The sequence below is a fragment of the Pseudarthrobacter sp. W1I19 genome (genome assembly GCF_030817835.1).
GTDB lineage: Bacteria > Actinomycetota > Actinomycetes > Actinomycetales > Micrococcaceae > Arthrobacter.
The window spans coordinates 1,585,519-1,607,465 of sequence record NZ_JAUSZR010000001.1 but is presented as its reverse complement, the minus strand read 5'-3'; the positions used below and the strand labels follow the sequence as shown (position 1 = coordinate 1,607,465).

Below are 21,947 nucleotides of genomic sequence, written 5' to 3'. Positions count from 1 at the left end.
GCGTAACTCCTCTTGAGTGGATTTGTAGATAGATATGTGGTGGTGCGGTTACGGGCGTCGCGCTCTGCCGGGCGGGGCCCGGGCAGGTTCCTACGCGGAGCGCAACGCCCTGTCACTCATGGAGCGGGATCCCCGTCCAACGGCCAGGGTGCCGGACTGCACGATTTCGCGGATGCCGAAGGGCTCCAGCACTGAGAGCAGTGCCGTGAGCTTTTCGGGATGGCCGGTTGCTTCAATGACGACGGAATCGGTGGAGACGTCGACCACTGAAGCGCGGAACAGGTCTGCAGCCTGGGTCACCTGCAGACGAGTTGCGGCATCCGCACGTACTTTGACCAGGATGTGGTCGCGCTGTACGGAAGATTCGGAGGTCAGCTCAACGATTTTGATGACGTTGATCAGTTTATTGAGCTGCTTGGTGACCTGCTCGATGAGGTCGCCATCGGCGTCGACCACCACGGTCATCCGGGAGATGCCCGGAACCTCGGTGGGGCCGACGGCCAGGGAGTTGATGTTGAAGGCCCGGCGGGCGAAGAGGCTTGCAACCCGGGTCAGGACGCCCGGCTTGTCTTCAACCAGGACGGAGAGTGTATGGCGGCTCATGGTCAGTCCTCTTCTTCCCATTCCGGGGTCATGTTGCGGGCAACCTGGATCTGGTCGTTGCTCACGCCGGCGGGCACCATCGGCCACACCATGGAGTTGGGGCTCACCACGAAGTCGATGACCACCGGGCGGTCGTTGATTTCGAGTGCCTTCTGGATGGTGGCGTCGATGTCCTCATCGCGTTCGCAGCGGAACGAGGCGCAGCCGTAGGCCTCCCCCAGCTTGACGAAGTCCGGGATGCGGACGGTGTCATGGCCGGTGTTGAGGTCGGTGTTTGAATAGCGGCCCTCATAGAAGAGGGTCTGCCACTGGCGCACCATACCCAGGGAGGAGTTGTTGATGACGGCAACCTTGATGGGGATTTTGTTGATGGCGCAGGTGGCCAGTTCCTGGTTGGTCATCTGGAAGCAGCCGTCGCCGTCGATGGCCCAGACCACGCGGTCCGGCTCCCCCACCTTGGCGCCCATGGCGGCCGGGACGGCGTAGCCCATGGTGCCGGCTCCGCCCGAGTTCAGCCAGGCGTGCGGGCGCTCGTACTTGATGAACTGCGCCGCCCACATCTGGTGCTGGCCAACGCCCGCCACGTAGATGCCTTCCGGCCCGGTCAGGGCGCCGATCCGCTCGATGACCTTCTGTGGGGCGGTCAGTCCGTCTTCCGGTTCGGTCCAGCCCAGCGGGTAGGTTTCCTTCAGGTTGTTCAGGAATGCCCACCAGGTGGTGAGGTCCGGAGTGCCTGATGCCTCGAACTGGGTGCGGACGGCGTCGGTCAGCTCAGGAATGATCTCCTTGACCGAGCCCACGATGGGTACGTCCGCCGTGCGGTTCTTGGAGATTTCGGCCGGATCGATGTCGGCGTGGATGACCTTGGCGTTAGGGGCGAATGTCTTCAGCACACCCGTCACGCGGTCATCAAACCGGGCGCCGAGGGTGATGAGGAGGTCGGACTGCTGCAGGGCGGTCACAGCCGAGACGCTCCCGTGCATGCCCGGCATTCCCATGTGCTGCGGGTGGGAGTCGGGGAAGGCACCCTTTGCCATCAGCGTGGTGACAACGGGAGCCCCGGTTGCTTCGGCAAGTGCCAGCAGCTCTGTGGAGGCATGTGCCTTTACAACACCGCCGCCCACGTACAGGACCGGCTTGCGGGCTGCGGCGATCAGCTTGGCAGCTTCACGTACCTGCTTGTTGTGCCCGCGGGTAACAGGTCGGTAGCCGGGCAGGTCCACCCGCGGCGGCCAGGAGAAGGTCATCTGGCCCACCTGGGCGTCCTTGGCCACGTCCACCAGGACGGGACCCGGACGTCCGGTCGAGGCCAGGTGGAAGGCCTCCGCCATCACGTGCGGGATGTCGTTGGGGTCGGTCACCAGGAAGGAGTGCTTGGTGATGGGCATGGTGATGCCCACAATGTCCGCTTCCTGGAAGGCGTCGGTGCCGATCACACCGCTGGACACCTGGCCGGTGATGGCCACCAGCGGCACGGAGTCCATGTGGGCATCCATGATGGCGGTAACGAGGTTGGTGGCGCCGGGGCCCGAGGTGGCGATACAGACGCCCACCCGCCCGGTGACCATGGCGTAGCCTTGCGCGGCGTGGCCGGCTCCCTGTTCGTGACGGACCAGGACGTGATTCATGCTGGAGGCCATCAAGGGGTCGTAGGTGGGCAGGATCGCGCCACCGGGCAAACCGAAAATATCGTCGACGCCGAGTTCTTCGAGCGAGCGGACAATAGCTTGCGAGCCGGTCATCACCGTTGGGGGTACAACGTTGTTCGGCCCAAGGACAGGAGAGGCGGCAGCAAGGTCGGCGACGACGACGGCGTGGTCAGCCGTACGGTCGGCGCGTTCCGGAGCCTTGGGGGCTCCAGCGGACTTGGTAGCCATCAGCGAGGGGCTGATCGGCGATCCTTTGCTCATCGGACTCTTCCTTGTGGATCATCTGTGTTACACGGAAACTGCGGGAAATAAAAAAACCCCTCAGCCTGGCGGCTCTTCGAGGGGTTTGCGCGTGACGGTTCGTTACCAGGGCTAATGTGCCACGCGCTTGGCAAGGACGACGACTGCATCTGCAGCGGCGCAGCTGGTAACGAAAGTCATGCGTTCAGTTTTCCCTCTGGTGAGATACGTGTCAACGAGGCACCACCCGATCTCACCATGTGGACCTCATTGTCCACTAACTGATCCTGCCGTACAGGATCAACCCCCACCCGCCCTACTGTAGCCAACCGCAAAAAGCGGCAGGGCTTAATAAGGCTGAGGCCGAGGGCCCCAAGGGATTCGGCGCCCAGCGCCGAATCCCTTGGGTAGGCCTTAGCCGCAATATGCGCCTGTACTGGCGCTGTGTACCAGCTTGGCGTACTTGGCGAGGACACCCTTGGTGTACCTGGCGGGCAGTGGCTCCCAGCCCACCTTGCGGGCTTCGAGCTCCGCCTCGTCCACCAGGAGGTCGAAGCTGCGGGCTGCGATGTCCACGCGGATCCGGTCGCCGTCCTTCACGAAGGCGATCGGGCCGCCGTCGACCGCTTCCGGAGCGACGTGGCCAATGCACAGGCCCGTGGTGCCGCCGGAGAACCGGCCGTCCGTGAGGAGCAGGACGTCCTTGCCCAGGCCCGCACCCTTAATGGCGCCGGTGATGGCAAGCATTTCGCGCATGCCCGGCCCGCCCTTGGGTCCTTCATACCGGATGACCACAACGTCGCCGGCGTGGATCTTGCCGTTGTCCAGCGCGTCGAGGGCGCCCTGTTCCCGTTCGAAGACACGTGCTGTGCCTTCAAAAACGTCGGCGTCAAAACCTGCGCTCTTCACCACCGCGCCCTCCGGGGCCATGGTGCCGTGCAGGATGGTGATGCCGCCGGTCTTGTGGATCGGGTTGTCCAGTGCGCGCAGGATCTTGCCGTCAAGGTCGGGCGGGTTGATGGCTTCGAGGTTTTCGGCCACGGTCTTGCCCGTGACAGTCAGGCAGTCGCCGTGCAGCAGGCCGGCGTCGAGCAAAGCGCGCATGATGACGGGCACGCCGCCGATCTTGTCGACGTCGGTCATCACGTAGCGGCCGAAAGGCTTGAGGTCACCCAGGTGCGGGATCTTGTCGCCAATGCGGTTGAAGTCGTCAAGGGTGAGCTCCACCTCCGCCTCGCGGGCGATGGCCAGCAGGTGCAGGACGGCGTTGGTGGAACCGCCGAAGGCCATGGTGACGGCGATGGCGTTCTCAAACGCCTTCTTGGTCATGATGTCGCGGGCGGTAATGCCTTTGCGCAGCAGGTTGACTACCGCTTCGCCGGACTTGCGGGCGAATTCATCACGACGGCGGTCTGCCGAGGGCGGGGCGGCCGAGCCCGGCAGGGACATGCCCAGGGCCTCGCCGATGCAGGCCATGGTGTTCGCCGTGTACATGCCGCCGCAGGCGCCTTCGCCGGGGCAGATGGCTTTTTCGATGCGGGTCAGGTCTTCCATGCTCATCTTGCCGGCGGCGCAGGCGCCAACAGCTTCGAAGGCGTCGATGAGCGTGACTTCCTTTTCGGAGCCGTCCTCGAGCTTGACCCAGCCGGGCATGATGGAGCCGGCGTAGAGGAAGACGCTGGACAGGTCCAGGCGGGCGGCCGCCATGAGCATCCCCGGGAGGGACTTGTCACAGCCGGCCAACAGGACCGAGCCATCGATGCGCTCGGCTTGCATCACGGTTTCCACGGAGTCGGCAATGACTTCGCGGGAAACCAGTGAGAAGTGCATGCCTTCGTGTCCCATGGAGATGCCGTCCGAGACCGAGATAGTGCCGAACTGCATGGGGAACCCACCGCCGGCGTGGACCCCTTCCTTGGCGCCCTGGGCCAGCCGGTTCAGGGAGAGGTTGCAGGGGGTGATTTCGTTCCAGGAGCTGGCGACACCCACCTGGGGCTTGGCGAAGTCGTCATCGCCCATGCCGACGGCGCGGAACATGCCGCGGGCCGGAGCAGCGTGAATGCCGTCAGTAACTACCCGGCTGCGCGGCTTGATGTCAGGCTTGCTGTCGGTTCCCACCAGGGTGTCCTCACTCATAGGGGAAAGTCTATGGCTCCGCGGAACGGCGCGACGACAGACCCGGGCCGGTTAAGCGCAAAACCGGGAATATTTCCGATCAGATAGTGGACTGTCATCTCGCATAGTGAGATGCTCCCCCTTGCCCCATGGCTTTTGTGGCGTGGCGCAACGGTGCGCCCGGCGCGCCGGCTGACGGACGTCGTGTTGCCGCCCCGCCTGGACAGAGCGCCACCTGCAGTGTCCGCGGCACACGGCGTCGCGGCAGGTCAAAGTGCTGGACAGCGATCTGGACCCGACGTAGCGTCGGGCAAAGGAGCTTGCCCAACCGACTGAAGGGATTGCCATGGAAGCTGTCTTCTTGATCATTCTGCTCGCTGTTTTGGCGGGTGTTGTGTGGTGGCGGCTGAACGCCAAAAAGTCCGCTGCCGCCCGGGAGTCATCCCCGGACCGGGCCGCCGGGCAGGCGGAAAGGCCCGGCGTCGATGGTAGTACCCGGACTGACGGTGCACTCTCCGGCGGCAGCGCCGCAGCGTCCGCCGAGGCCGCGGGTACCACTGGTATTGCCAGCGCGGCGGGATTCGGCCGCCCGGCAGAGCCCACAGCGCCCACCACCGCGGAGGAGCCGGCCGAGCGGGTGGCCAGGCCGGACAGGTCCCCTGCTGCGGAGGCACAGCACAGCGGTACCGGGTCGTCCGCACTTGGCGCCGCAGTCGCCGGCAGCGGAGTAGGTGCCGGCAGCGGAGTAGGTGCCGCCCGCGAAGAACGCCGGATCCAGGATGCGGCCGAATGGGAAACCCAGTGGTCGGAGGCATCAGGCTCAGCCCCCGCCCGTGAAAGCGCGTCCCACCGGGAAGGGACGGCCCCGAAGGCGGGGTTCGAGGCTGTGCCTTCCGAAACCACGGATGAGGGCGCCGCGGACTCGCAGCCGGTTCACCACGCTGAATACACCGCCCCGCAGGCCCCTACCCTTCCCGGGGCTGAGACGGCGGCAGTGGAAGAACCGGAGGACGCCGGCACGGCAGCCGCCGCCCCGCAGCCGTCCGCGGCCGGTCCCCACCACACTGAACACACCCAAAACGCTTCAAACTCCGACGTGCCGCCTCCCCCAGGCGGCGCAGGCATTGGACTCCCCACCGACGCCGCAGCAACGGAAACGCAGGACCGGGCGCAGTCCTCTGCGCTGGTGGAAACCGGCGCAGACCATACCCAGGACCCGCCGTCGGCAATGCCCGCGTTCGAAACAGGACCGTCGGCCACAGAGCCGGCTGCACCGAAAACAACCGGGCACCTGGCGGCGGACGAGCCCTATGGCGCGGGCTCGGCGTCGGCCACTGCTGACGGAAGCGGGCCGTGGGACTACACCGTCAAGGGTGACGCGGGCGCCATGGTCTACTACGAGGAGGGACACCCCGAGTATGAGCAGACAAGGGCTGATGTGTGGTTCGAGTCGCCTGCCCATGCAGAGGCTGCCGGTTTCAGGGCGCCGCGGCGGAGGCGCATTTAGCGGAGCCAGTTCCCGCCGGCGGACGCACCCGGCTGCGCACGTCATGGCGGCCGCTGGTGTTTGCCTCGCCCTGCTCCTGTCTGCCTGCACGGGCAACCCGGAGGGAACGCCCACGGGCAGCAGCCCTTCACTGAGCACGTCTGCAGAGCCGACGCCGGGACCACCCCAACGCATGGATCTTCAGCTGCAAATCCCTTGGGCCGCAGTGTTCCTTCCGGACGGAACAGCGGTGATCTCTGAACGCGATACTGCCCTCCTCAAAACAGTCCGCTCCGGTGCTGCCACTGAACTGGGTGAAGTTCCAGGCGTGGTTCCGGGAGGAGAAGGCGGCCTGCTGGGACTTGCGCTGTCTCCCGGCTTTGCGACGGACCGTTACCTCTACGCCTACTTCACGTCGGGGCAGGACAACAGGATTGCGCGCCTTCGGTTGGCAGCAGCCGGCGACGGCACGCTTTCCCTGGGAGAACCGGAAGTGATCTTCACCGGGATTCCGAAAGCGTCCACCCACAACGGGGGCAGGATCCGGTTCGGACCGGACGGCTTCCTGTATGTAGGCACCGGCGACTCCCAGCGCAGGGAGCAGCCGCAGGACCCCGAGGCGCTGGGCGGGAAGATCCTCCGCCTGACAGCCGACGGCGCCCCGGCACCAGGCAATCCGTTCGGGAATGCCGTTTACAGCCTGGGACACAGGAACGTCCAAGGGTTGGCCTGGGACGCAGAGGGGCGGCTATGGGCCAGCGAGTTCGGGCCTGACGTCAATGATGAACTGAACCTGATTGTGCCCGGCGGCAACTACGGCTGGCCCGCCGTCACCGGAGCACCCCACCGCCCCGAATTCCGGGACGCAAAAGTCGTCTGGCCCGCAACCAGCGAGTCCTCGCCCAGCGGCCTGGAAATTGTGGGCTCAACGGCGTACTTGGGTGCACTGCGTGGCCAGCGGATGTGGACGGTGCCCCTGGCTGGCGAGGAAGCAGGCTCTCCTGTGGCCTATTTCACACGGGAATACGGGCGGATCCGGGATGTGGTCCACACCCCGGACGGCGGTTTTTGGCTGCTGACAAACAATGAAAACCCCGACTTTGTGCTGGTTTTGCCCCCTCCGGGCTGACCAGACCCCGGCTGCCGCCGTCGATTTCACATGCACCAAAAGTTCGTGTAGAGTTTCATGTCGTTGCGGAGATCAACGGGGAAAGAAAAAGCCCAAACGATCGAAACAAAAGATGCACCTCTAGCTCAATTGGCAGAGCAATTGACTCTTAATCAATGGGTTCCGGGTTCAAGTCCCGGGGGGTGCACCACTGGGAAAACAGCCTCTGGCTTGCGGAAACGCAAACCGGGGGCTGTTTTGTTTTTCGGCACCTCAAGCATTCGGGTTTAGCGGCCCAGCATTCGCATAGCTGGAGTCTGGAACAAAACGCTCCATCACCTCCTGCAGCTATTTGTGCATCGCTCCATCAGTTTCCCGTGAAGTCCGACGGCGGCCTGCCTCGGCAGCGTGCGTCAGCTGATGGAGCGTTAGCTGATTGGTTGCAGAAGCTGATGGAGTGTCGGCCGACTGCTTGCGGGAAGTGAGCGCGCGATTCCAACCTGGCGGCCATGAGTGATGGCGCGTTCCCCGATTCGTTGCTGGACGTGATGGCGCGTTCCCGGAGGCGGGCGGCAGGTGCAGGGCAAAAATAAAGCGTGACCGCAGCCTGTAACAGCTGGGATCACGCTGAGGACCGGCAGTGCCGGCCGAAGCGGGCGTGAGGCCCTATGGCGTCATGGACGGGTTCTCTACTAACGCCGCGGTGGCGGTGGTACCGAACTGGCTTGCCAGCTCGCGGACAACAGCCTTGAGTTCCTGCCGCAGGGCGTCGGGGTCAATGGTGGCCGCTGCAAGGACCGTACGTTCCATCTCGACGGCGGCGGCGACGGCTTCCTTGCCCCGTTCAGTAAGGGACACCACATGGCTGCGGCGGTCAGAGGTGCTGCGGACCCTGGCGATATGCCCGTGGGCTTCGAGGCGGCTCAGGGTTTTGCCCATGGTCTGGGCCTGGACACGTACGTATTGGGCAAGCTGCGCCTGGGTCATGGGGCCCTGCGCGTTGAGGACCTCTATGGCGATAACACCGGCATGGGTGAGACCGATAGCGCCGAGTTTTTCATTCCAGGAGTGTTCAACGAGGCGCGCAGCAGTGGACAAGAGGCGCCCTGTGGGCCATTGATCCATATCAGGCATAGCAGCAAGTATAGCCAAGTGCCGATTAGCACTGTTCCGCCCTGCTTACTAGGCTGATGTGTCCCGCCTGCAACAAGGAGAAAAACAATGGCTGACCGACTCGTAACAGGTGACGACGCACCGCAGTTCACCCTGAAAGACTCGACGGGGAAGGACGTCAGCCTGGCACCGCGGCCGGGCCGCCAGACCATCGTGTACTTCTACCCCGCCGCGGCAACCCCCGGCTGCACCAAGGAAGCGTGCGACTTCCGGGACAACCTGTCCTCGCTGCAGTCGGCAGGCTATGACGTCCTGGGCATTTCCCCCGATCCGGTGGAAAAGCTCGCCAAGTTCGCCGCCCAGGAAACCCTCACCTTTCCGCTGCTCTCGGACGAGGACCATGCCGTGGCGGAGGCATACGGGGCTTGGGGCGAGAAGAAAAACTACGGCAAGACCTACGAGGGCCTGATCCGGTCCACCGTTGTGGTGGATCCCGACGGAAAGGTGGCACTGGCCCAGTACAACGTGCGCGCCACCGGCCATGTGGCCAAGTTGCGCCGGGACCTGAAGCTGGACGCCTGACCCGGCCTCCGCTGACGCAGGTCCCGCCCGCGCGACGCTACAATAAAGACTGGCATCCGCCGTCGTACATTCCTGGCCCTGACACAGGCGCCTGAACGTGCGGCGCCGAAGGCCAAGCGCGAGTGGTGAAATTGGCAGACACGCAGGATTTAGGTTCCTGTGCCTTCGGGCGTGGGGGTTCAAGTCCCCCCTTGCGCACTGCCTGTCAAAGATCCCCCGGCCTTCGTGACCATGTCACGAAGGCCGGGGGATTTTTTGTTTCCTTGCCGCCGCCCGGCGGTCATCAGTCCCCGGAAATGCCCGGGTAACACCAGTGCGCTGAAAAAGTCCTTGACGTCGACCCATCCATGTTTCCGCAGCAGCCGAATACCCAGTGAGACACCAGCCAAGGCAGGTGCCCACCAACCGGAAGCAATCAGCGCCGCGAACATCCCGTTCACGGCCAGGCGACATGTTCAACCCAAGGAGAACCACAATGCAGACCATCAAGCGCACCACTTTCAGCGTCGCAGGCGTTGCAGCTGCAGCTCTGCTCAGCCTGACCGCCTGCGGCGGCTCGGCAGGCACGTCCAGCTCCTCCGCTCCGGCCGCCGCGCCGTCAGCCTCCGCTTCGGCGAAAGCCTCCACCATGGCCCCGTCACCGTCTGCCAGCTCCTCCGCAGCCATGATGGATCCGGCCGCCAACCTGGTGGGCACCGGCTGCGCCGCCTACGCCCAGCAGGTACCCACGGGCGCTGGTTCGGTGGAAGGCATGGCGCTGGACCCCGTTGCGGTGGCAGCATCCAACAACCCCATCCTGACCACCCTCACGGCTGCCGTTTCCGGCAAGCTGAACCCGAAGGTGGACCTGGTGGACACCCTCAACGGCGGTGAATTCACTGTCTTCGCGCCGGTGGACGACGCCTTTGCCAAGATCGACGCCGCCACCATCGAAACACTGAAGACCGATGATGCGCTCCTGAGCAAGATCCTGACCTACCACGTGGTTCCCGGCCAGATCACCCCGGACAAGATCACCGGCACCCACGCCACTGTCCAAGGCGGCTCCGTCACGGTCACGGGCAGTGGTGACACCCTTAAGGTGGATGACGCCAGCGTGATCTGCGGCGGCGTGAAGACCAAGAACGCAACGGTCTACCTCATCGATTCAGTGCTGATGCCCAAGTAATCCAGGCTGCAGCAGCAAGGCCCGGGGCCCGTTCCGAGAAGGACGGGCCCCGGGCCTTTAAGGTGGCGGCTGCGAACACGAGGCGGAGTCATGCGCCTCCCGGAAAGCGCACCTCCAGGTCAACTAGACTGGGTCCCGGCCCGCAACCGGCGGTGCCGGCAAGATCCCGAGGTGATAAACGCGTGCCCAGCAGTCCATCGCGGCGGACGGTCCTCACGACCGGTGCCGCCCTCCTGGCGTTGAGCGTCACCTCATGCACCGGCGTACCGGCCCCGTCGCCGTCGCCCGCTTCCCCTGCCCCCAGCACGACGGAACCCGCCGCAACCTTCAACTTCGGCACAGCGGTGCAGCCACTGGGCCTCGACCCCGCGCTGTCAAGCGATGTTGAATCCCAGCGGATCACCCGGCAGATCCTCGAAGGACTCGTCGGCGTGGACCAGACCACCGGGAAACCCACCCCCCTGCTGGCCACAGAGTGGAGCGAAACCAACGAGGGTCGCACCTACACCTTCAAATTGCGCAGTGGTGTGAGCTTCCACGACGGAACCCCCTTCAACGCCGACGCGGTGTGCACCAACTTCAACCGTTGGTTTGCGTTTCCGGAGAACCTCCGCCGGCAGGCCCCGGGCAGCTCGTTCAAAGGCGTGTTCAAGGCTCACTCGGACCAGCCGGAGCTGTCCATCTTCAAAAGCTGCACCGCGGTGGCGGCCGATACCGTGCAGATCGACCTCACCCAGCGCTTCACCGCATTCCTGCAGGCCCTGACCCTGCCGGCCTTCGCCATCGCCTCCCCCGCTGCGCTTGCGGCAGGCAATGCCGACGTGCTGGACCAGAACCGCGCGGGCCAGGCCGTGTCCGCCTTCGGCGCCAGTCCGGTGGGCACCGGTCCCTTCATCCTGAAGTCCTGGGACGAAGGCAGCGTCACCCTGGCCAGCAATACGTCCTACTGGGGAGACCGTGGCCAGATCGCCACCATCAACTTTGTGGCCTACAACCACCCCCAGGCCCGCCTCCAGGCCTTGCTGGACGGGAAAATCGACGGCTACGACGCCGTGACGGTGGGCAACTTCGACCAGCTGGTGAAGCGCGGAAAGCAGATTGTGCAGCGGGACCCGTTCTCCGTAATGTACTTAGGGCTCAACCAGGAGATCCCGGTCCTGCAGAACCAGAAAGTCCGGCAGGCCATCGAACTGGCCATCGACAAAGAAACGCTGATCCGCAAGTTCTTCATCGACAACACTGCCGTGGCCACCCAGTTCGTCCCGCCGAAGATCAGCGGGTTCAACAACGACGCCCCCGCGCTGGGGCACGACCCCGCCAAGGCCAAGGAGTATCTCAAGGAGGCCGCATACGCCGGTGAAGAGCTGAGGTTCTACTACCCGCTGAACGTCACCCGGCCCTATCTGCCCACTCCGGAGAAGGTTTACGCCGAGATCAGCCGCCAGCTCACCGCCGTGGGCTTCAACGTCAGGCCCGTCCCCGTGGACTGGTCTGAGGGGTATCTGCAAAAGGTGCAGTCCCCGGGGGACCACGCACTCCACCTGCTGGGCTGGAACGGGTCCTACTCGGATGCCGACAATTTCGTTGGCCCCCTCTTCGGCGAGAAGAACGGCGAGTTCGGCTACCAGGATCCCCAGGTCTTCTCCAAAATCAACAGGGCCCGCGGAATGCCCGAGGGGCAGGAGCGGGATGAGCAGTATCACACCATCAATGCCCAGATTGCCGCTACTGTTCCCGCGGTCCCCGTTGCCTTCCCCATCTCGGCACTGGCCTTGTCCGACCGTGTGGTGAGCTATCCGGCGTCGCCTGTATTAAATGAAGTTTTCACCAAAGTACAACTGAAGCCTTGACGGGCCAGCCCAATTTCAGTAGTAGGGCTGCACGGGGATATTCTGTGACAGCCAGAGCCGCTGCAATCGGAGACTGATCGTGACCTTCATTTCCAAGACCCCACATGCCGACGTCGTCCTGATTGGCGGCGGCATCATGAGCGCCACGCTGGGGGCATTCATCAAGCAGTTGGAACCGGACTGGACCATCTCCATGTTCGAGCGGCTGGACGAGCCGGGCCTGGAAAGCTCCGGTCCGTGGAACAACGCCGGAACCGGCCACGCTGCCCTCTGCGAACTCAACTACTCCCCCGCAGCCAAAGACGGCTCGGTGGACCCCACCAAAGCACTGCTCATCAACGAGCAGTTCCAGCTTTCCCGCCAGTTCTGGTCCCACCTGGTGGACCAGTCCCTGATCGGTTCACCCAAGGGCTTCATCAACACCGTGCCGCACATGAGCTTTGTGATCGGCGAGGAGAACACCCGGTTCCTGAAGACCCGCTATGAAGCCCTCAAGCCGCATCCCCTTTTCCGCAGCATGGAGTACTCCGAGGACCACGGCAAGATCGGCAAGTGGGCTCCGCTGATCGTCAAGGGCCGCGATCCCAAGCAGCGGATCGCGGCCACCCGCGCCGCCGAGGGCACCGACGTGGACTTCGGGGCACTCACCCGTGAACTGACCACCTACCTCGGGAACAACGGCGTCGAGATTAATTACGGCCATGATGTCACCGGCATCTCCAGGGCGTCCGACGGCGGCTGGAACCTTTCGCTGAAGCACCCCCGGTCGGGCGAACACGGCAAGATCCATGCCAAGTTCGTATTTGTGGGCGCCGGCGGCGGTGCCCTGCACCTGCTGCAGGCCTCCGGGATTCCGGAAAGCAAGGGCTATGGCGGCTTCCCGGTTTCCGGGCAGTTCTTCCGCTGCACGGACGAGACCCTCGCCGCCCAGCACAGCGCCAAGGTGTACGGCCAGGCGTCCGTGGGTGCCCCGCCCATGTCCGTGCCCCACCTGGACACCCGGTACGTCAACGGCAAGCGTTCGCTGCTGTTCGGCCCGTACGCAGGCTTCTCCACCAACTTCCTGAAGAACGGCTCCTACCTGGACCTGCCGTTGTCCATCCGGCCAAGCAACATCATCCCCATGCTGGCCGTTGCCAAGGACAACATGGACCTCACCGCGTACCTGGTCAAGGAAGTGGCCAAAAAGCACGCCGACAAGGTGGAAGCCCTGCGCGAGTACTACCCGGAGGCAAAGGCGGGCGACTGGGAACTCATCACGGCCGGCCAGCGTGTACAGATCATCAAGAAAGACCCGCAGAAGGGCGGGATCCTTCAGTTCGGTACTGAAGTCATTGCCGGCCGTGACGGTTCCATCGGCGCACTCCTGGGTGCGTCCCCCGGGGCCTCCACTGCGGTACCCATCATGATCGAACTGCTCAAGAAGGCCTTCCCGAAGAACTTCAAGGGCTGGCAGTCCAAGCTGAAGGACATGATGCCCGGCTACGGCGTCAAGCTCGACGACAACCCGGAACTTGCCGCGGAGCTCGAGAAGGCAACCGCCAGGTCGCTGCAGCTGGAAAGCGTTACCGCCAACCACTGACCCTGCCGGGGCCGGTGGCCGGCTGCTTGGCCCGCAACAGTCAGTCACAACCCCACAGGAGACCATGCGATGTTCCGGCTGGCACAACTTTCACTGGCAAACCGGGCTCTGATCGCACTTATCACGGTCTTCGCCTCCGTCTTTGGCGTGATCACCATGTCCTCGCTGAAGCAGGAGCTCATCCCGTCGATCGAGTTTCCGCAGATCACGGTGCTCACCGCCATGCCCGGTGCCTCGCCGGAAGTGGTGGACAAGCAGGTGAGCGGGCCGCTGGAGACTGCGTTGAACGGCGTGGAGGGGCTGGAATCCACCTCCTCCACGTCGCGCAACGGCGTCTCCCAGATCACCATGGTCTTTACCTATGGTTCCAACCTGGACCGCGCCCGGAACCAGATTGACCGGGCCATCTCCAACGCCAAGCGGAACCTCCCCGAGGACGTCCAGCCGCAGGCGATTGCGGGAAGCATCAGCGATTTTCCCATCGTGTTCCTGGCGGTGTCCTCGGACAAGTCCCTCAGCGAACTGAACGCGGACCTGCAGCGGCTGAGCGTGCCCCGCCTGCAGAAGATCGACGGCGTCCGCGGCGCCGATGTGACCGGCGGCGCCACCCAGCACATCGAGATCCTTCCCCGCCCCGATGCCATGGCTGCATCCGGAGCCAGCATCACGTCCATACGCGACGCCCTGGGGAACAACGGCGCGCTGGTTCCCGCGGGCACCCTCGAGGAGCAGGGGAAGACGCTGTCCCTGCAGATCGGCAGTCCCGTTGATTCCCTGGACGCCATCAAGGCCCTGCCGCTCTCCGGAGCCAAAAACGCCGCCACCATCGGTTCCGTGGCTGACGTCTCCGTCAAGGATGACGAACGGACTTCCATCACGCGGACCAACGGAGCGGAAACCCTTGCGGTTTCCGTCACCAAGAAGCCCGAAGGCGACACCGTAGGCATTTCGCACGCGGTCCGTGACACCCTGGCCGAGCTTGAGGCAGAACTGGGATCCAACGCGAAGTTCACCCCGGTCTTCGACCAGGCCCCGTTCATCGAAAAATCCATCAAGGACCTCACCACCGAAGGCCTGCTGGGGCTGGGCTTCGCCGTGGCCGTCATCCTGGTGTTCCTGATGTCCGCGCGCTCCACCCTGGTGACGGCCGTATCCATCCCGCTCTCGCTCCTGATCACCTTTATCGGCCTGTCTGCCACCGGTTACTCGCTGAACATCCTCACCCTTGGCGCGCTCACCATCGCCATCGGCCGGGTGGTGGACGATTCGATCGTGGTCATCGAAAACATCAAGCGGCACCTCAGTTACGGCGAGGACAAGGTCACCGCCATCCTGACCGCCATCCGCGAAGTGGCCGGCGCCATCACGGCTTCCACGCTGACCACAGTGGCAGTCTTCCTGCCCATTGCCTTCGTGGGCGAACTCGCAGGCGAGCTGTTCAGGCCGTTTGCCCTCACCGTCACCATGGCGCTCCTGGCGTCACTGCTGGTTTCGCTGACCATCGTTCCCGTGCTTGCCTACTGGTTCCTTCGGACTCCCGGCCTCACGCCGGGCAGCGTGGCAGCGCGCCGCAATGCCTCCGAGGCCCGTGCCAAGGCCCAGGAGGCAGAGCAGCGCAGCAGGCTCCAGCGCGGGTATCTTCCCATCCTCACCAAGACCCAGAAGCATCCGGTAGTCACCCTGGTTGCCGCCGCCCTGGTCCTGGGCGGCACCGCGGCCATGGCACCCCTGCTGGCCACTAACCTGCTGGGAAATTCCGGGCAGAACAGCCTGACCGTCCGGCAGGTGCTGCCGGCCGGCACCAGCCTGGCGGACACCAGCACCGCCGCCATCCGCCTCGAGGAGGTCCTGCGCGGGATCGACGGCGTCCGTGACGTACAGGTGACCAGCGGCAATGCACAGGCCGGGTTTGCCGCCATCACCTCCACCGGATCCTCCAACTCCACCTTCACCGTGGTGACCGATGAAAAGGCGGACCAGGCCCGGCTGCAGGAAACTGTGCGGAACGAGCTGGCAAAAGTGCCTGATTCAGGAAAGGTCTCCGTCGGGACGCAGCAGGGCGGCTTCGGAACGTCCTCTACGGTGGACATCACCATCAAGGCGGCCACCACCGCGGACCTGCAGGCTGCCAGCGACACCATGGTCGATGCCATGACCGGTGTCCCGGGCACCAGCGAAGTGGCCACCAACCTGGCCGCCAGCCAGCCCGTGGTGCAGGTGAAAGTGGACCGTGCCAAAGCCGTCGCCGCGGGGCTCAACGAGGAACAGGTGGCGGGCGTCCTCGCGTCGACCATCAGCCCCATTCCTGCCGGGACCGTGCGGATCGACACCGACGACTTCCCGGTCCAGATCGGCAAGGGCACCAGGTTCACCAGCATTGACGCTGTCCGCGCAATTCCGCTTCCCGCCGCCGGCGCTCCTGTGACGCTCGGCAGCATTGCCGCGGTGGAACAGGTGGACGTCCCGGTGTCCATCACCGCCAGCAACGGCCAGCGCACCGCACGCGTGTCCGTGACGCCGTCGGGATCCAACCTTGGTGCCGTGAACACGGAGGTCCAGAAGCGCCTCGCCGGGGTCCAGTTGCCGGCCGGGGTCACCGCCGAAATCGGCGGCGCCACCACGCAGCAGCAGGAGTCGTTCCAGCAGCTTGGGCTTGCCCTGCTTGCGGCGATCGCCATCGTTTACGTGATCATGGTGGCCACGTTCAAATCCCTCATCCAGCCCCTGATCCTGCTGGTCTCGGTGCCGTTCGCGGCCACCGGCGCCGTGGCCCTGCTCCTGGTGACGGGGGTTCCGCTGGGCCTGCCGTCGTTGATCGGCATGCTGATGCTGGTGGGCATCGTGGTCACCAACGCCATTGTGCTGATCGACCTCATCAACCAGTACCGGCAACCGCGCGACGGCCGGCCGGGGATGAACGTGGCGGATGCCATCACCCACGGCGCGCGCCAGCGGCTCCGGCCCATCCTGATGACCGCCCTGGCCACGGTGTTCGCCCTGACTCCGATGGCCCTCGGGCTGACGGGCGGCGGCGGCTTCATTTCGCAGCCCCTGGCCGTGGTGGTTATCGGCGGCCTCGTCTCGTCAACTGCCCTGACCCTGGTCCTGGTTCCCGTCCTCTACCGCCTGGTGGAGGGGCGCCGGGAGAAGAAGGCGCTGCTACGGGAACTGCATGAGCGCCCGGAATTCGGCCCCGGCGCCGACGTCGACGAGGAGTTCCGCGACTGGACCACCGGCATGATACCCAAGGTCAGCGGGCGTCGCGCAGCACCTGGAAGCCCCGAGTAAAAACTGCGGAATATTTTCCGTGCGGCAGCGTTGTATCCGTCGATAGATGCAAACGCATCTAAATGGCCTATACTGGAACCAAGGCCAGCAAGTCCAAGCAACGGAAAGGCATATCATGCAGATCGGTGTTTTCAGCGTCAGTGACATCACCACGGACCCCACCACGGGCCGGACCCCCACCGAGAACGAGCGCATCAAGGCCTCCGTCGCCATCGCGAAGAAGGTCGAGGAAATCGGCATGGATGTCTACGCCATCGGCGAGCACCATAACCGGCCCTTCTTCTCCTCTTCCCCCACCACCACCCTTGCCTACATCGCGGCGCAGACCGAACGGATCATCCTGTCCACGGCCACCACGCTGATCACCACGAATGATCCGGTCAAGATTGCCGAAGACTTCGCCATGCTCCAGCACCTCGCCGACGGCCGCGTGGACCTGGTCCTGGGCCGCGGCAACACCGCTCCCGTCTACCCCTGGTTCGGCAAGAACATCCAGGACGGCGTGGAGCTCGCCATCGAGAACTACAGCCTGCTGCGCAAGCTGTGGGACGAAGATACGGTGAACTGGTCCGGCAAGTTCCGCACCCCGCTGCAGAACTTCACCTCCACCCCGCGCCCGCTCGACGGCGTGGCCCCCTTCGTGTGGCACGGCTCCATCCGCACGCCGCAGATCGCCGAAGTGGCCGCGTACTTTGGCGACGGCTTCTTTGCCAACAACATCTTCTGGCCCAAGGAGCACTACCAGCAGCTGATCAGCCTCTACCGTGAGCGCTACGAGCACTACGGCCACGGCAAGGCAGACCAGGCGATCGTGGGCCTGGGCGGCCAGTTCTTTATGCGGAAGAACTCGCAGGACGCCGTCAAGGAGTTCCGCCCCTACTTCGACAACGCTCCGGTCTACGGGCACGGGCCCTCCCTGGAGGACTTCACCTCGCAGACGCCCCTGACCGTCGGCAGCCCGCAGGAGGTTATCGAAAAGACCCTGACCTTCCGGGAGTACTTCGGCGACTACCAGCGGCAGCTGTTCCTGATCGACCATGCCGGCCTGCCGCTGAAGACCGTGCTGGAGCAGCTGGACCTGTTCGGTGAGGAAGTCCTGCCTGTCCTGCGCAAGGAGTACGCCGCCCTCACGCCGGCCCACGTTCCCGAACCGCCTACCCATGCCAACCGGGTTGCCGCGGCGCTGGCCGCCCAGGAGGCGCAGGCAGGGCAGGGCCAGGACGCCCGGGGCACTGAAAAGTCCTCCGTGGAGGCATGATGGCCGGCAACAGTCCCGAATCACCGGTACGCCTCGCAGCCGAGACCTGGGAGTCGCTGTTCCGGGCCCAGGTGGCCGTCATGCGCAAGCTTCAGGCCGGTCCGGCCTTCCGGAAGCTTGCCGTCAACGAGTATGACGTCCTGTTCACGTTGTCACGCTGTCCCACAGGGTGGCTTCGCCTCAACGAGCTCAACGACAACGTCCTCCTCAGCCAGTCCAGCCTCAGCCGGATGGTGGAGCGGCTGGAGAAGCGGGGGCTGGTGGTTAGGATGCCGGCGCCGGAGGACGGCCGGGGCGTGCTGTTGAAACTGACGGAGGAAGGCCGGGAGCTGCAGAAGGAGATCGGCCGCGAGCACGTCCGGGACATCTCCACCCTGATGGGTCCGGCCCTGACACCTGAAGAGCAGACGGAATTGCGGCGGCTCACGGAGAAGCTGCGCAATTCGCTGGGGCCCGCTGACCGGAGGTGATCAGCCCAGTTGCATCAGGCGGGAAGGATCCTCCACCGGCAGGATGCCGTTGACAACTGCGGTGACCTGCAGCTGGTGAAGGATCAGGCTCCCGCCCACGGTGGACAGGAAGGCGGTATCAGCGGAGTCCCGGCCGGCAGTGATCCGAAGCATCGATTCCCGCGGGGCCAGCCCCGTGGGATCGATGACGTGCCAGGCACCCTCCACGTAGGCCTCGGCCACGGCGTGGAAATCCATCGGTGCCAGGCCGGGAGCGTAGACGGCGGCGAGCCTGGCGGGAATGTCCTTTGAGCGCAGCAATGCGATGGCCAGGTGCGCGAAGTCCCGGCAAACTCCGCGCCGGCTGAGCAGGGTTTCCACTGCGCCGTCGGTGCCCCGGGATGCTCCGCTGAGGTAGCGCAGTTCCCCGTTCACCCAGTTCCTGACGGCGTGCAGCAGACCGGCGCCCTGGACCCCCTCGAACTCGGCGTAGGCGGTGGGCAGGAGGCGGTCGGACTCAGCGTAGCGGCTGGGCCGGACGTAGCGGATTCGGTCGGCAAGCTCCGCCTCTTCCGGCTCGGCTTTTCCGGCCACCGTGGCGGAGTATTCCACCGTCACCTCCGCCGGATCGGCGAACTCCATGTAGTGGAACCGGCCTCCGTGGTGGTCGGCCACCTCGGTCAGCGGAACCTGGCCGCCCCCGGCCGTGACGGACAGTGACTCCTCAAAGGAGGAATAGCCCACGTTCCTCGCCACCGCGACGGCCATGGCCACCTTGGTGTTGGTTGCGGTTTTGAAGACCAGTCGTGCGGAAACACTGCGTTCCATGGCTCTTTCCGGGTTGGGTGCGGTGGAAGAAAAGTCACCGCTTGTCGCAGCACTCGGGCCGGGTACGGGACTAACTAGTTTTTGATCTTCAGAGACATTAGCATCCGCTGGACGTTGGCGAATTCGGTGCCCTCGTTGGCGTACCGGGCGGCCTGGTCGAGGGTGTCGAACGCCTTGGCGGGGGCCACTTTTTCGTCGGGGGCGAAGGCCTTGACGGAGACGACGTCGCCGAACGAGTAGTCACCCTTTCCGGCCGGGCCCCGCAGGATGTTCCGGAGCTCGCAGGCCTGGCCGTCCGTGCCGCCCGCCACGTTGGTCAGGCCGTAGGAGCCAAAGTATTTGTAACCCTGGATCACACGAAATACCGCCCTGGGCGGTATGGTCCCCTCCCCGCCTGTGGCGGACACCTCCACCGGCACACTGCTGACCACCGTGTAAGCCCGCCGGGATGCTTCCGGGCATTCCGCGGACGACGGCGGCAGCCCGGTCCGCAGCGCTGCCATAAACGTGCCGTCGGGCTTCTTCACTTCGATCTTCAGCGCACCGGGCAAGGTGCCTTCCTCCGGCGTGACGGACTGGGCGACCCAGTCCTCCGGCAGGTCGAAGCTGACGGTCCTGCCAGCGTCCGAAAAAGTCTTCCAGGCCGAAGCCGTGCCCACTGCCTGCGGCGCGCCGGAGGAGGCGGAGGCGGGAGCTGCGCCATCGGAGGCCGCCGTTGAGGAGGCGTCGGATGCGGGCGCGGAAGCGCTGGAGCCTGCGGCTCCGGACGGACCCGGCTGCGCAGTCCAGCCCGGCTGGACCGGCCCTGCGTTGGAGCAGCCGGCGAGGAAGGCGCCCGCCACCAGCAGTGATACACCGGACCGCACCGTCGTTGCCATGCCACTCATGCAGCCAGCCTAACCGGACCGGGGGCGGCAGGCGGGGATGGGCGGAGGGGCGTTTCCCCTCGGCGAGGGCAGGCACTGGAGGTTCGTGTCGCCGTCGGGCGGGCCCGGTACGGTGCGGGGACTAGGCTGGGGTTATGGCGCACGATCAGCAGCACGGCACAGCCGAAGAAACCCTGGGCGGAGCCGGCGACACCCTGGCGAACATCTCCGCCGTCGACATCGCCGACTGGCGGTTGCGGACCTTCGCCCTCTACGCCAATGTCCGGAAGCTGGCGCTCGAGAACCCGTCCGAGGCCCACTCCTACTGGCGCCACCAGCGCGACCTGATGTTTGCCACGCACCCTGCCTCAGCCCTCACGGCACAGGACAAGGCACGCTTTTCCGGGCTCAACACGGCGGACTACGATCCCATCTACCGTTTCCATGTGCCGCTGACCAAGGAAGGTGCGGGGCGGGAGATGAGCGTGGAGACCGCCACGGACGGCGTGGTCCGGTTTATCCGGCTGGGAACTTTCGACCTGCCCGAGATGGGCCAGCTCGGGGTGTGGAAGCTGCATGGCTACGGCGGCGGTATTTTTGTACCGTTCCGTGATGCCACGGCAGGCCAGCCCGGCGGCAGCTACGGGGCGGGACGGTACTTGCTGGACACCATCAAGGGCGCGTTCCACGGGGTCGACGGGACCGGTCCGGACGCCGCTTTTGTGCTGGACTTCAACTTCGCCTACAACCCGTCCTGCGCCTATAACGAGGCCTGGGCGTGCCCGCTGCCCGGGCCGTCCAACCGGCTGGCCGTGGAAATTCCGGTGGGCGAGCTCTACTGACGGAACCGCAGCCGGCTTCCCGCCACGTTTGATTCATAACGCCCCGTAGGATTCCCTCATGACTGCCCTCCCCCGCCGCATTGCGCGCGTCCGTCCCCTGTCCCCTGCCTATCCAATGGAACAGTTTTTCGTTGCCAGCGATGCGGCGGACTTTGGCGGGGCGGACGGCAGCACGTGGACGGTTACTGGCAGCCCCTTTCGGGATTCATTGGTTAACGCCTCCAGCCACCCGCGGGAGGGGTGGCAGCCCGGGGACCGGGTGGGGGAGGATTCCTTTTCATTCCTCGCTCCGAGCGTGCCCGCCAATGTCCTGGGGATGGCACACAACACCGGCCAGTCCGGGCGGGAGCTGCGGCCGCAGGCGTTCCACAAGGCGGCCACCAGCGTTATCGGGCCTGGAGACGCGATAGAACTGGCGCCCGGCATGCGGCGGGTGGATCCGGAGGCGGAGCTGACCATTGTGATCGGCACCAGGTCGCGGGGCCTGACTCCAGCCAACGCCCGCCGCGCCGTCCTGGGCTTCACCATCGGCAACGACGTCACGTGCCGGGATCTGCAGAAGACCGATGAACTCTGGATCAGCGCCAAGAGCCAGGACACGTTCACGCCCACGGGACCGTGGATGGTGACCGGCCTGGACGACTCCCACCTGGCCGTGGACGTGGTGCACAACGGCACTCCCCTCCGGGCCGCCAGCACCGCTGACCTGGGCTGGAAAGTCGATGAGATCCTCGTGTACGTGACCTCGTTTATGACCCTCCACCCGGGCGACCTGGTGCTGACGGGTTTCCCGGCAGAGTGCGCTCCGCTGGCCCCGGGCGACACGGTGGTGTGCCGTGTCGAAGGGATTGGTGAGCTCGTTAATCCTGTGATTGCCTCGCCCTGGCCCGCGCCTTCCGGCAGCTGAGCAGGGAGCGCCT

General features: G+C 65.1%; 17 protein-coding genes and 2 tRNA genes. 13 read left to right on the top strand and 6 right to left on the bottom strand.

Features of this window, described 5'->3' with window-relative positions; translation table 11 throughout:
• Positions 1 to 90: 90 nt before the first annotated feature.
• The 3 genes from ilvN to ilvD form a co-directional block, all read right to left on the bottom strand.
• Positions 91 to 603, bottom strand: coding sequence for an acetolactate synthase small subunit (gene ilvN, locus QF038_RS07480; RefSeq protein WP_050054685.1), 513 nt, complete (start codon positions 601 to 603; stop codon positions 91 to 93).
• Between the two features lie 2 nt (positions 604 to 605).
• Positions 606 to 2,513, bottom strand: a complete 1,908-nt coding sequence (locus QF038_RS07475; protein ID WP_307609569.1) for an acetolactate synthase large subunit — start codon at positions 2,511 to 2,513, stop codon at positions 606 to 608.
• A gap of 393 nt (positions 2,514 to 2,906) precedes the next feature.
• Positions 2,907 to 4,628, bottom strand: coding sequence for a dihydroxy-acid dehydratase (ilvD, locus tag QF038_RS07470; RefSeq protein ID WP_307609568.1), 1,722 nt, complete (start codon positions 4,626 to 4,628; stop codon positions 2,907 to 2,909).
• A 325-nt stretch (positions 4,629 to 4,953) separates the two neighbouring features.
• Between ilvD and QF038_RS07465 the strand changes: the two genes are divergently transcribed.
• The 3 genes from QF038_RS07465 to QF038_RS07455 all read left to right on the top strand — a co-directional run bounded on the left by QF038_RS07465 (position 4,954) and on the right by QF038_RS07455 (position 7,412).
• Positions 4,954 to 6,114 carry a hypothetical protein gene (locus tag QF038_RS07465; protein ID WP_307609567.1) on the top strand — a complete coding sequence of 387 codons (1,161 nt, stop codon included), beginning with the start codon at positions 4,954 to 4,956 and terminating at the stop codon, positions 6,112 to 6,114.
• 43 nt (positions 6,115 to 6,157) lie between these two features.
• Positions 6,158 to 7,222 carry a sorbosone dehydrogenase family protein gene (locus QF038_RS07460; protein ID WP_307609566.1) on the top strand — a complete coding sequence of 355 codons (1,065 nt, stop codon included), beginning with the start codon at positions 6,158 to 6,160 and terminating at the stop codon, positions 7,220 to 7,222.
• 114 nt (positions 7,223 to 7,336) lie between these two features.
• Positions 7,337 to 7,412 (top strand) — tRNA-Lys (locus QF038_RS07455).
• Positions 7,413 to 7,867: 455 nt separating this feature from the next.
• On the opposite strand, the gene QF038_RS07450 is transcribed toward QF038_RS07455, so the two are convergent.
• Complete coding sequence (locus QF038_RS07450) at positions 7,868 to 8,326, bottom strand: MarR family winged helix-turn-helix transcriptional regulator (protein ID WP_091416069.1); 459 nt, start codon at positions 8,324 to 8,326, stop codon at positions 7,868 to 7,870.
• A gap of 96 nt (positions 8,327 to 8,422) precedes the next feature.
• Here QF038_RS07450 and bcp point away from each other — a divergent pair, with 96 nt between their 5' ends.
• The 8 genes from bcp (at position 8,423) to QF038_RS07410 (ending at position 18,512) form a co-directional block, all read left to right on the top strand.
• Positions 8,423 to 8,896, top strand: a complete 474-nt coding sequence (bcp, locus tag QF038_RS07445; protein WP_142057891.1) for a thioredoxin-dependent thiol peroxidase — start codon at positions 8,423 to 8,425, stop codon at positions 8,894 to 8,896.
• Between the two features lie 116 nt (positions 8,897 to 9,012).
• Positions 9,013 to 9,094, top strand: a tRNA-Leu gene (locus QF038_RS07440).
• A gap of 277 nt (positions 9,095 to 9,371) precedes the next feature.
• Positions 9,372 to 10,064, top strand: coding sequence for a fasciclin domain-containing protein (locus tag QF038_RS07435; RefSeq protein ID WP_307609565.1), 693 nt, complete (start codon positions 9,372 to 9,374; stop codon positions 10,062 to 10,064).
• A 182-nt stretch (positions 10,065 to 10,246) separates the two neighbouring features.
• On the top strand, positions 10,247 to 11,914 hold the full coding sequence (locus QF038_RS07430) for an ABC transporter substrate-binding protein (protein ID WP_307609564.1): 1,668 nt from the start codon (positions 10,247 to 10,249) through the stop codon (positions 11,912 to 11,914).
• 79 nt (positions 11,915 to 11,993) lie between these two features.
• The gene (locus tag QF038_RS07425) at positions 11,994 to 13,496 is read left to right on the top strand and encodes a malate:quinone oxidoreductase (RefSeq protein ID WP_307609563.1); all 1,503 of its coding nucleotides are present in this window, start codon (positions 11,994 to 11,996) and stop codon (positions 13,494 to 13,496) included.
• 69 nt (positions 13,497 to 13,565) lie between these two features.
• Positions 13,566 to 16,784 (top strand): efflux RND transporter permease subunit, encoded by a 3,219-nt coding sequence (locus tag QF038_RS07420; protein WP_307609562.1) that lies wholly within the window; start codon positions 13,566 to 13,568, stop codon positions 16,782 to 16,784.
• A gap of 115 nt (positions 16,785 to 16,899) precedes the next feature.
• Positions 16,900 to 18,042, top strand: a complete 1,143-nt coding sequence (locus QF038_RS07415; RefSeq protein ID WP_307609561.1) for an LLM class flavin-dependent oxidoreductase — start codon at positions 16,900 to 16,902, stop codon at positions 18,040 to 18,042.
• On the top strand, positions 18,042 to 18,512 hold the full coding sequence (locus tag QF038_RS07410; protein ID WP_307609560.1) for a MarR family winged helix-turn-helix transcriptional regulator: 471 nt from the start codon (positions 18,042 to 18,044) through the stop codon (positions 18,510 to 18,512). Before QF038_RS07415 ends, QF038_RS07410 begins: the two co-directional genes overlap by 1 nt.
• On the opposite strand, the gene QF038_RS07405 is transcribed toward QF038_RS07410, so the two are convergent.
• Together QF038_RS07405 and QF038_RS07400 are read right to left on the bottom strand one after the other, a co-directional pair.
• The gene (locus tag QF038_RS07405; RefSeq protein ID WP_307609559.1) at positions 18,513 to 19,319 is read right to left on the bottom strand and encodes a transglutaminase family protein; all 807 of its coding nucleotides are present in this window, start codon (positions 19,317 to 19,319) and stop codon (positions 18,513 to 18,515) included. It abuts the gene before it with no gap.
• Between the two features lie 74 nt (positions 19,320 to 19,393).
• Positions 19,394 to 20,206, bottom strand: coding sequence for a hypothetical protein (locus QF038_RS07400; protein ID WP_307609558.1), 813 nt, complete (start codon positions 20,204 to 20,206; stop codon positions 19,394 to 19,396).
• Between the two features lie 134 nt (positions 20,207 to 20,340).
• Between QF038_RS07400 and QF038_RS07395 the strand changes: the two genes are divergently transcribed.
• The gene (locus QF038_RS07395; protein ID WP_307609557.1) at positions 20,341 to 21,027 is read left to right on the top strand and encodes a DUF1684 domain-containing protein; all 687 of its coding nucleotides are present in this window, start codon (positions 20,341 to 20,343) and stop codon (positions 21,025 to 21,027) included.
• A gap of 58 nt (positions 21,028 to 21,085) precedes the next feature.
• Positions 21,086 to 21,934, top strand: coding sequence for a fumarylacetoacetate hydrolase family protein (locus tag QF038_RS07390; RefSeq protein WP_307609556.1), 849 nt, complete (start codon positions 21,086 to 21,088; stop codon positions 21,932 to 21,934).
• The last annotated feature ends 13 nt before the right edge of the window (positions 21,935 to 21,947 follow it).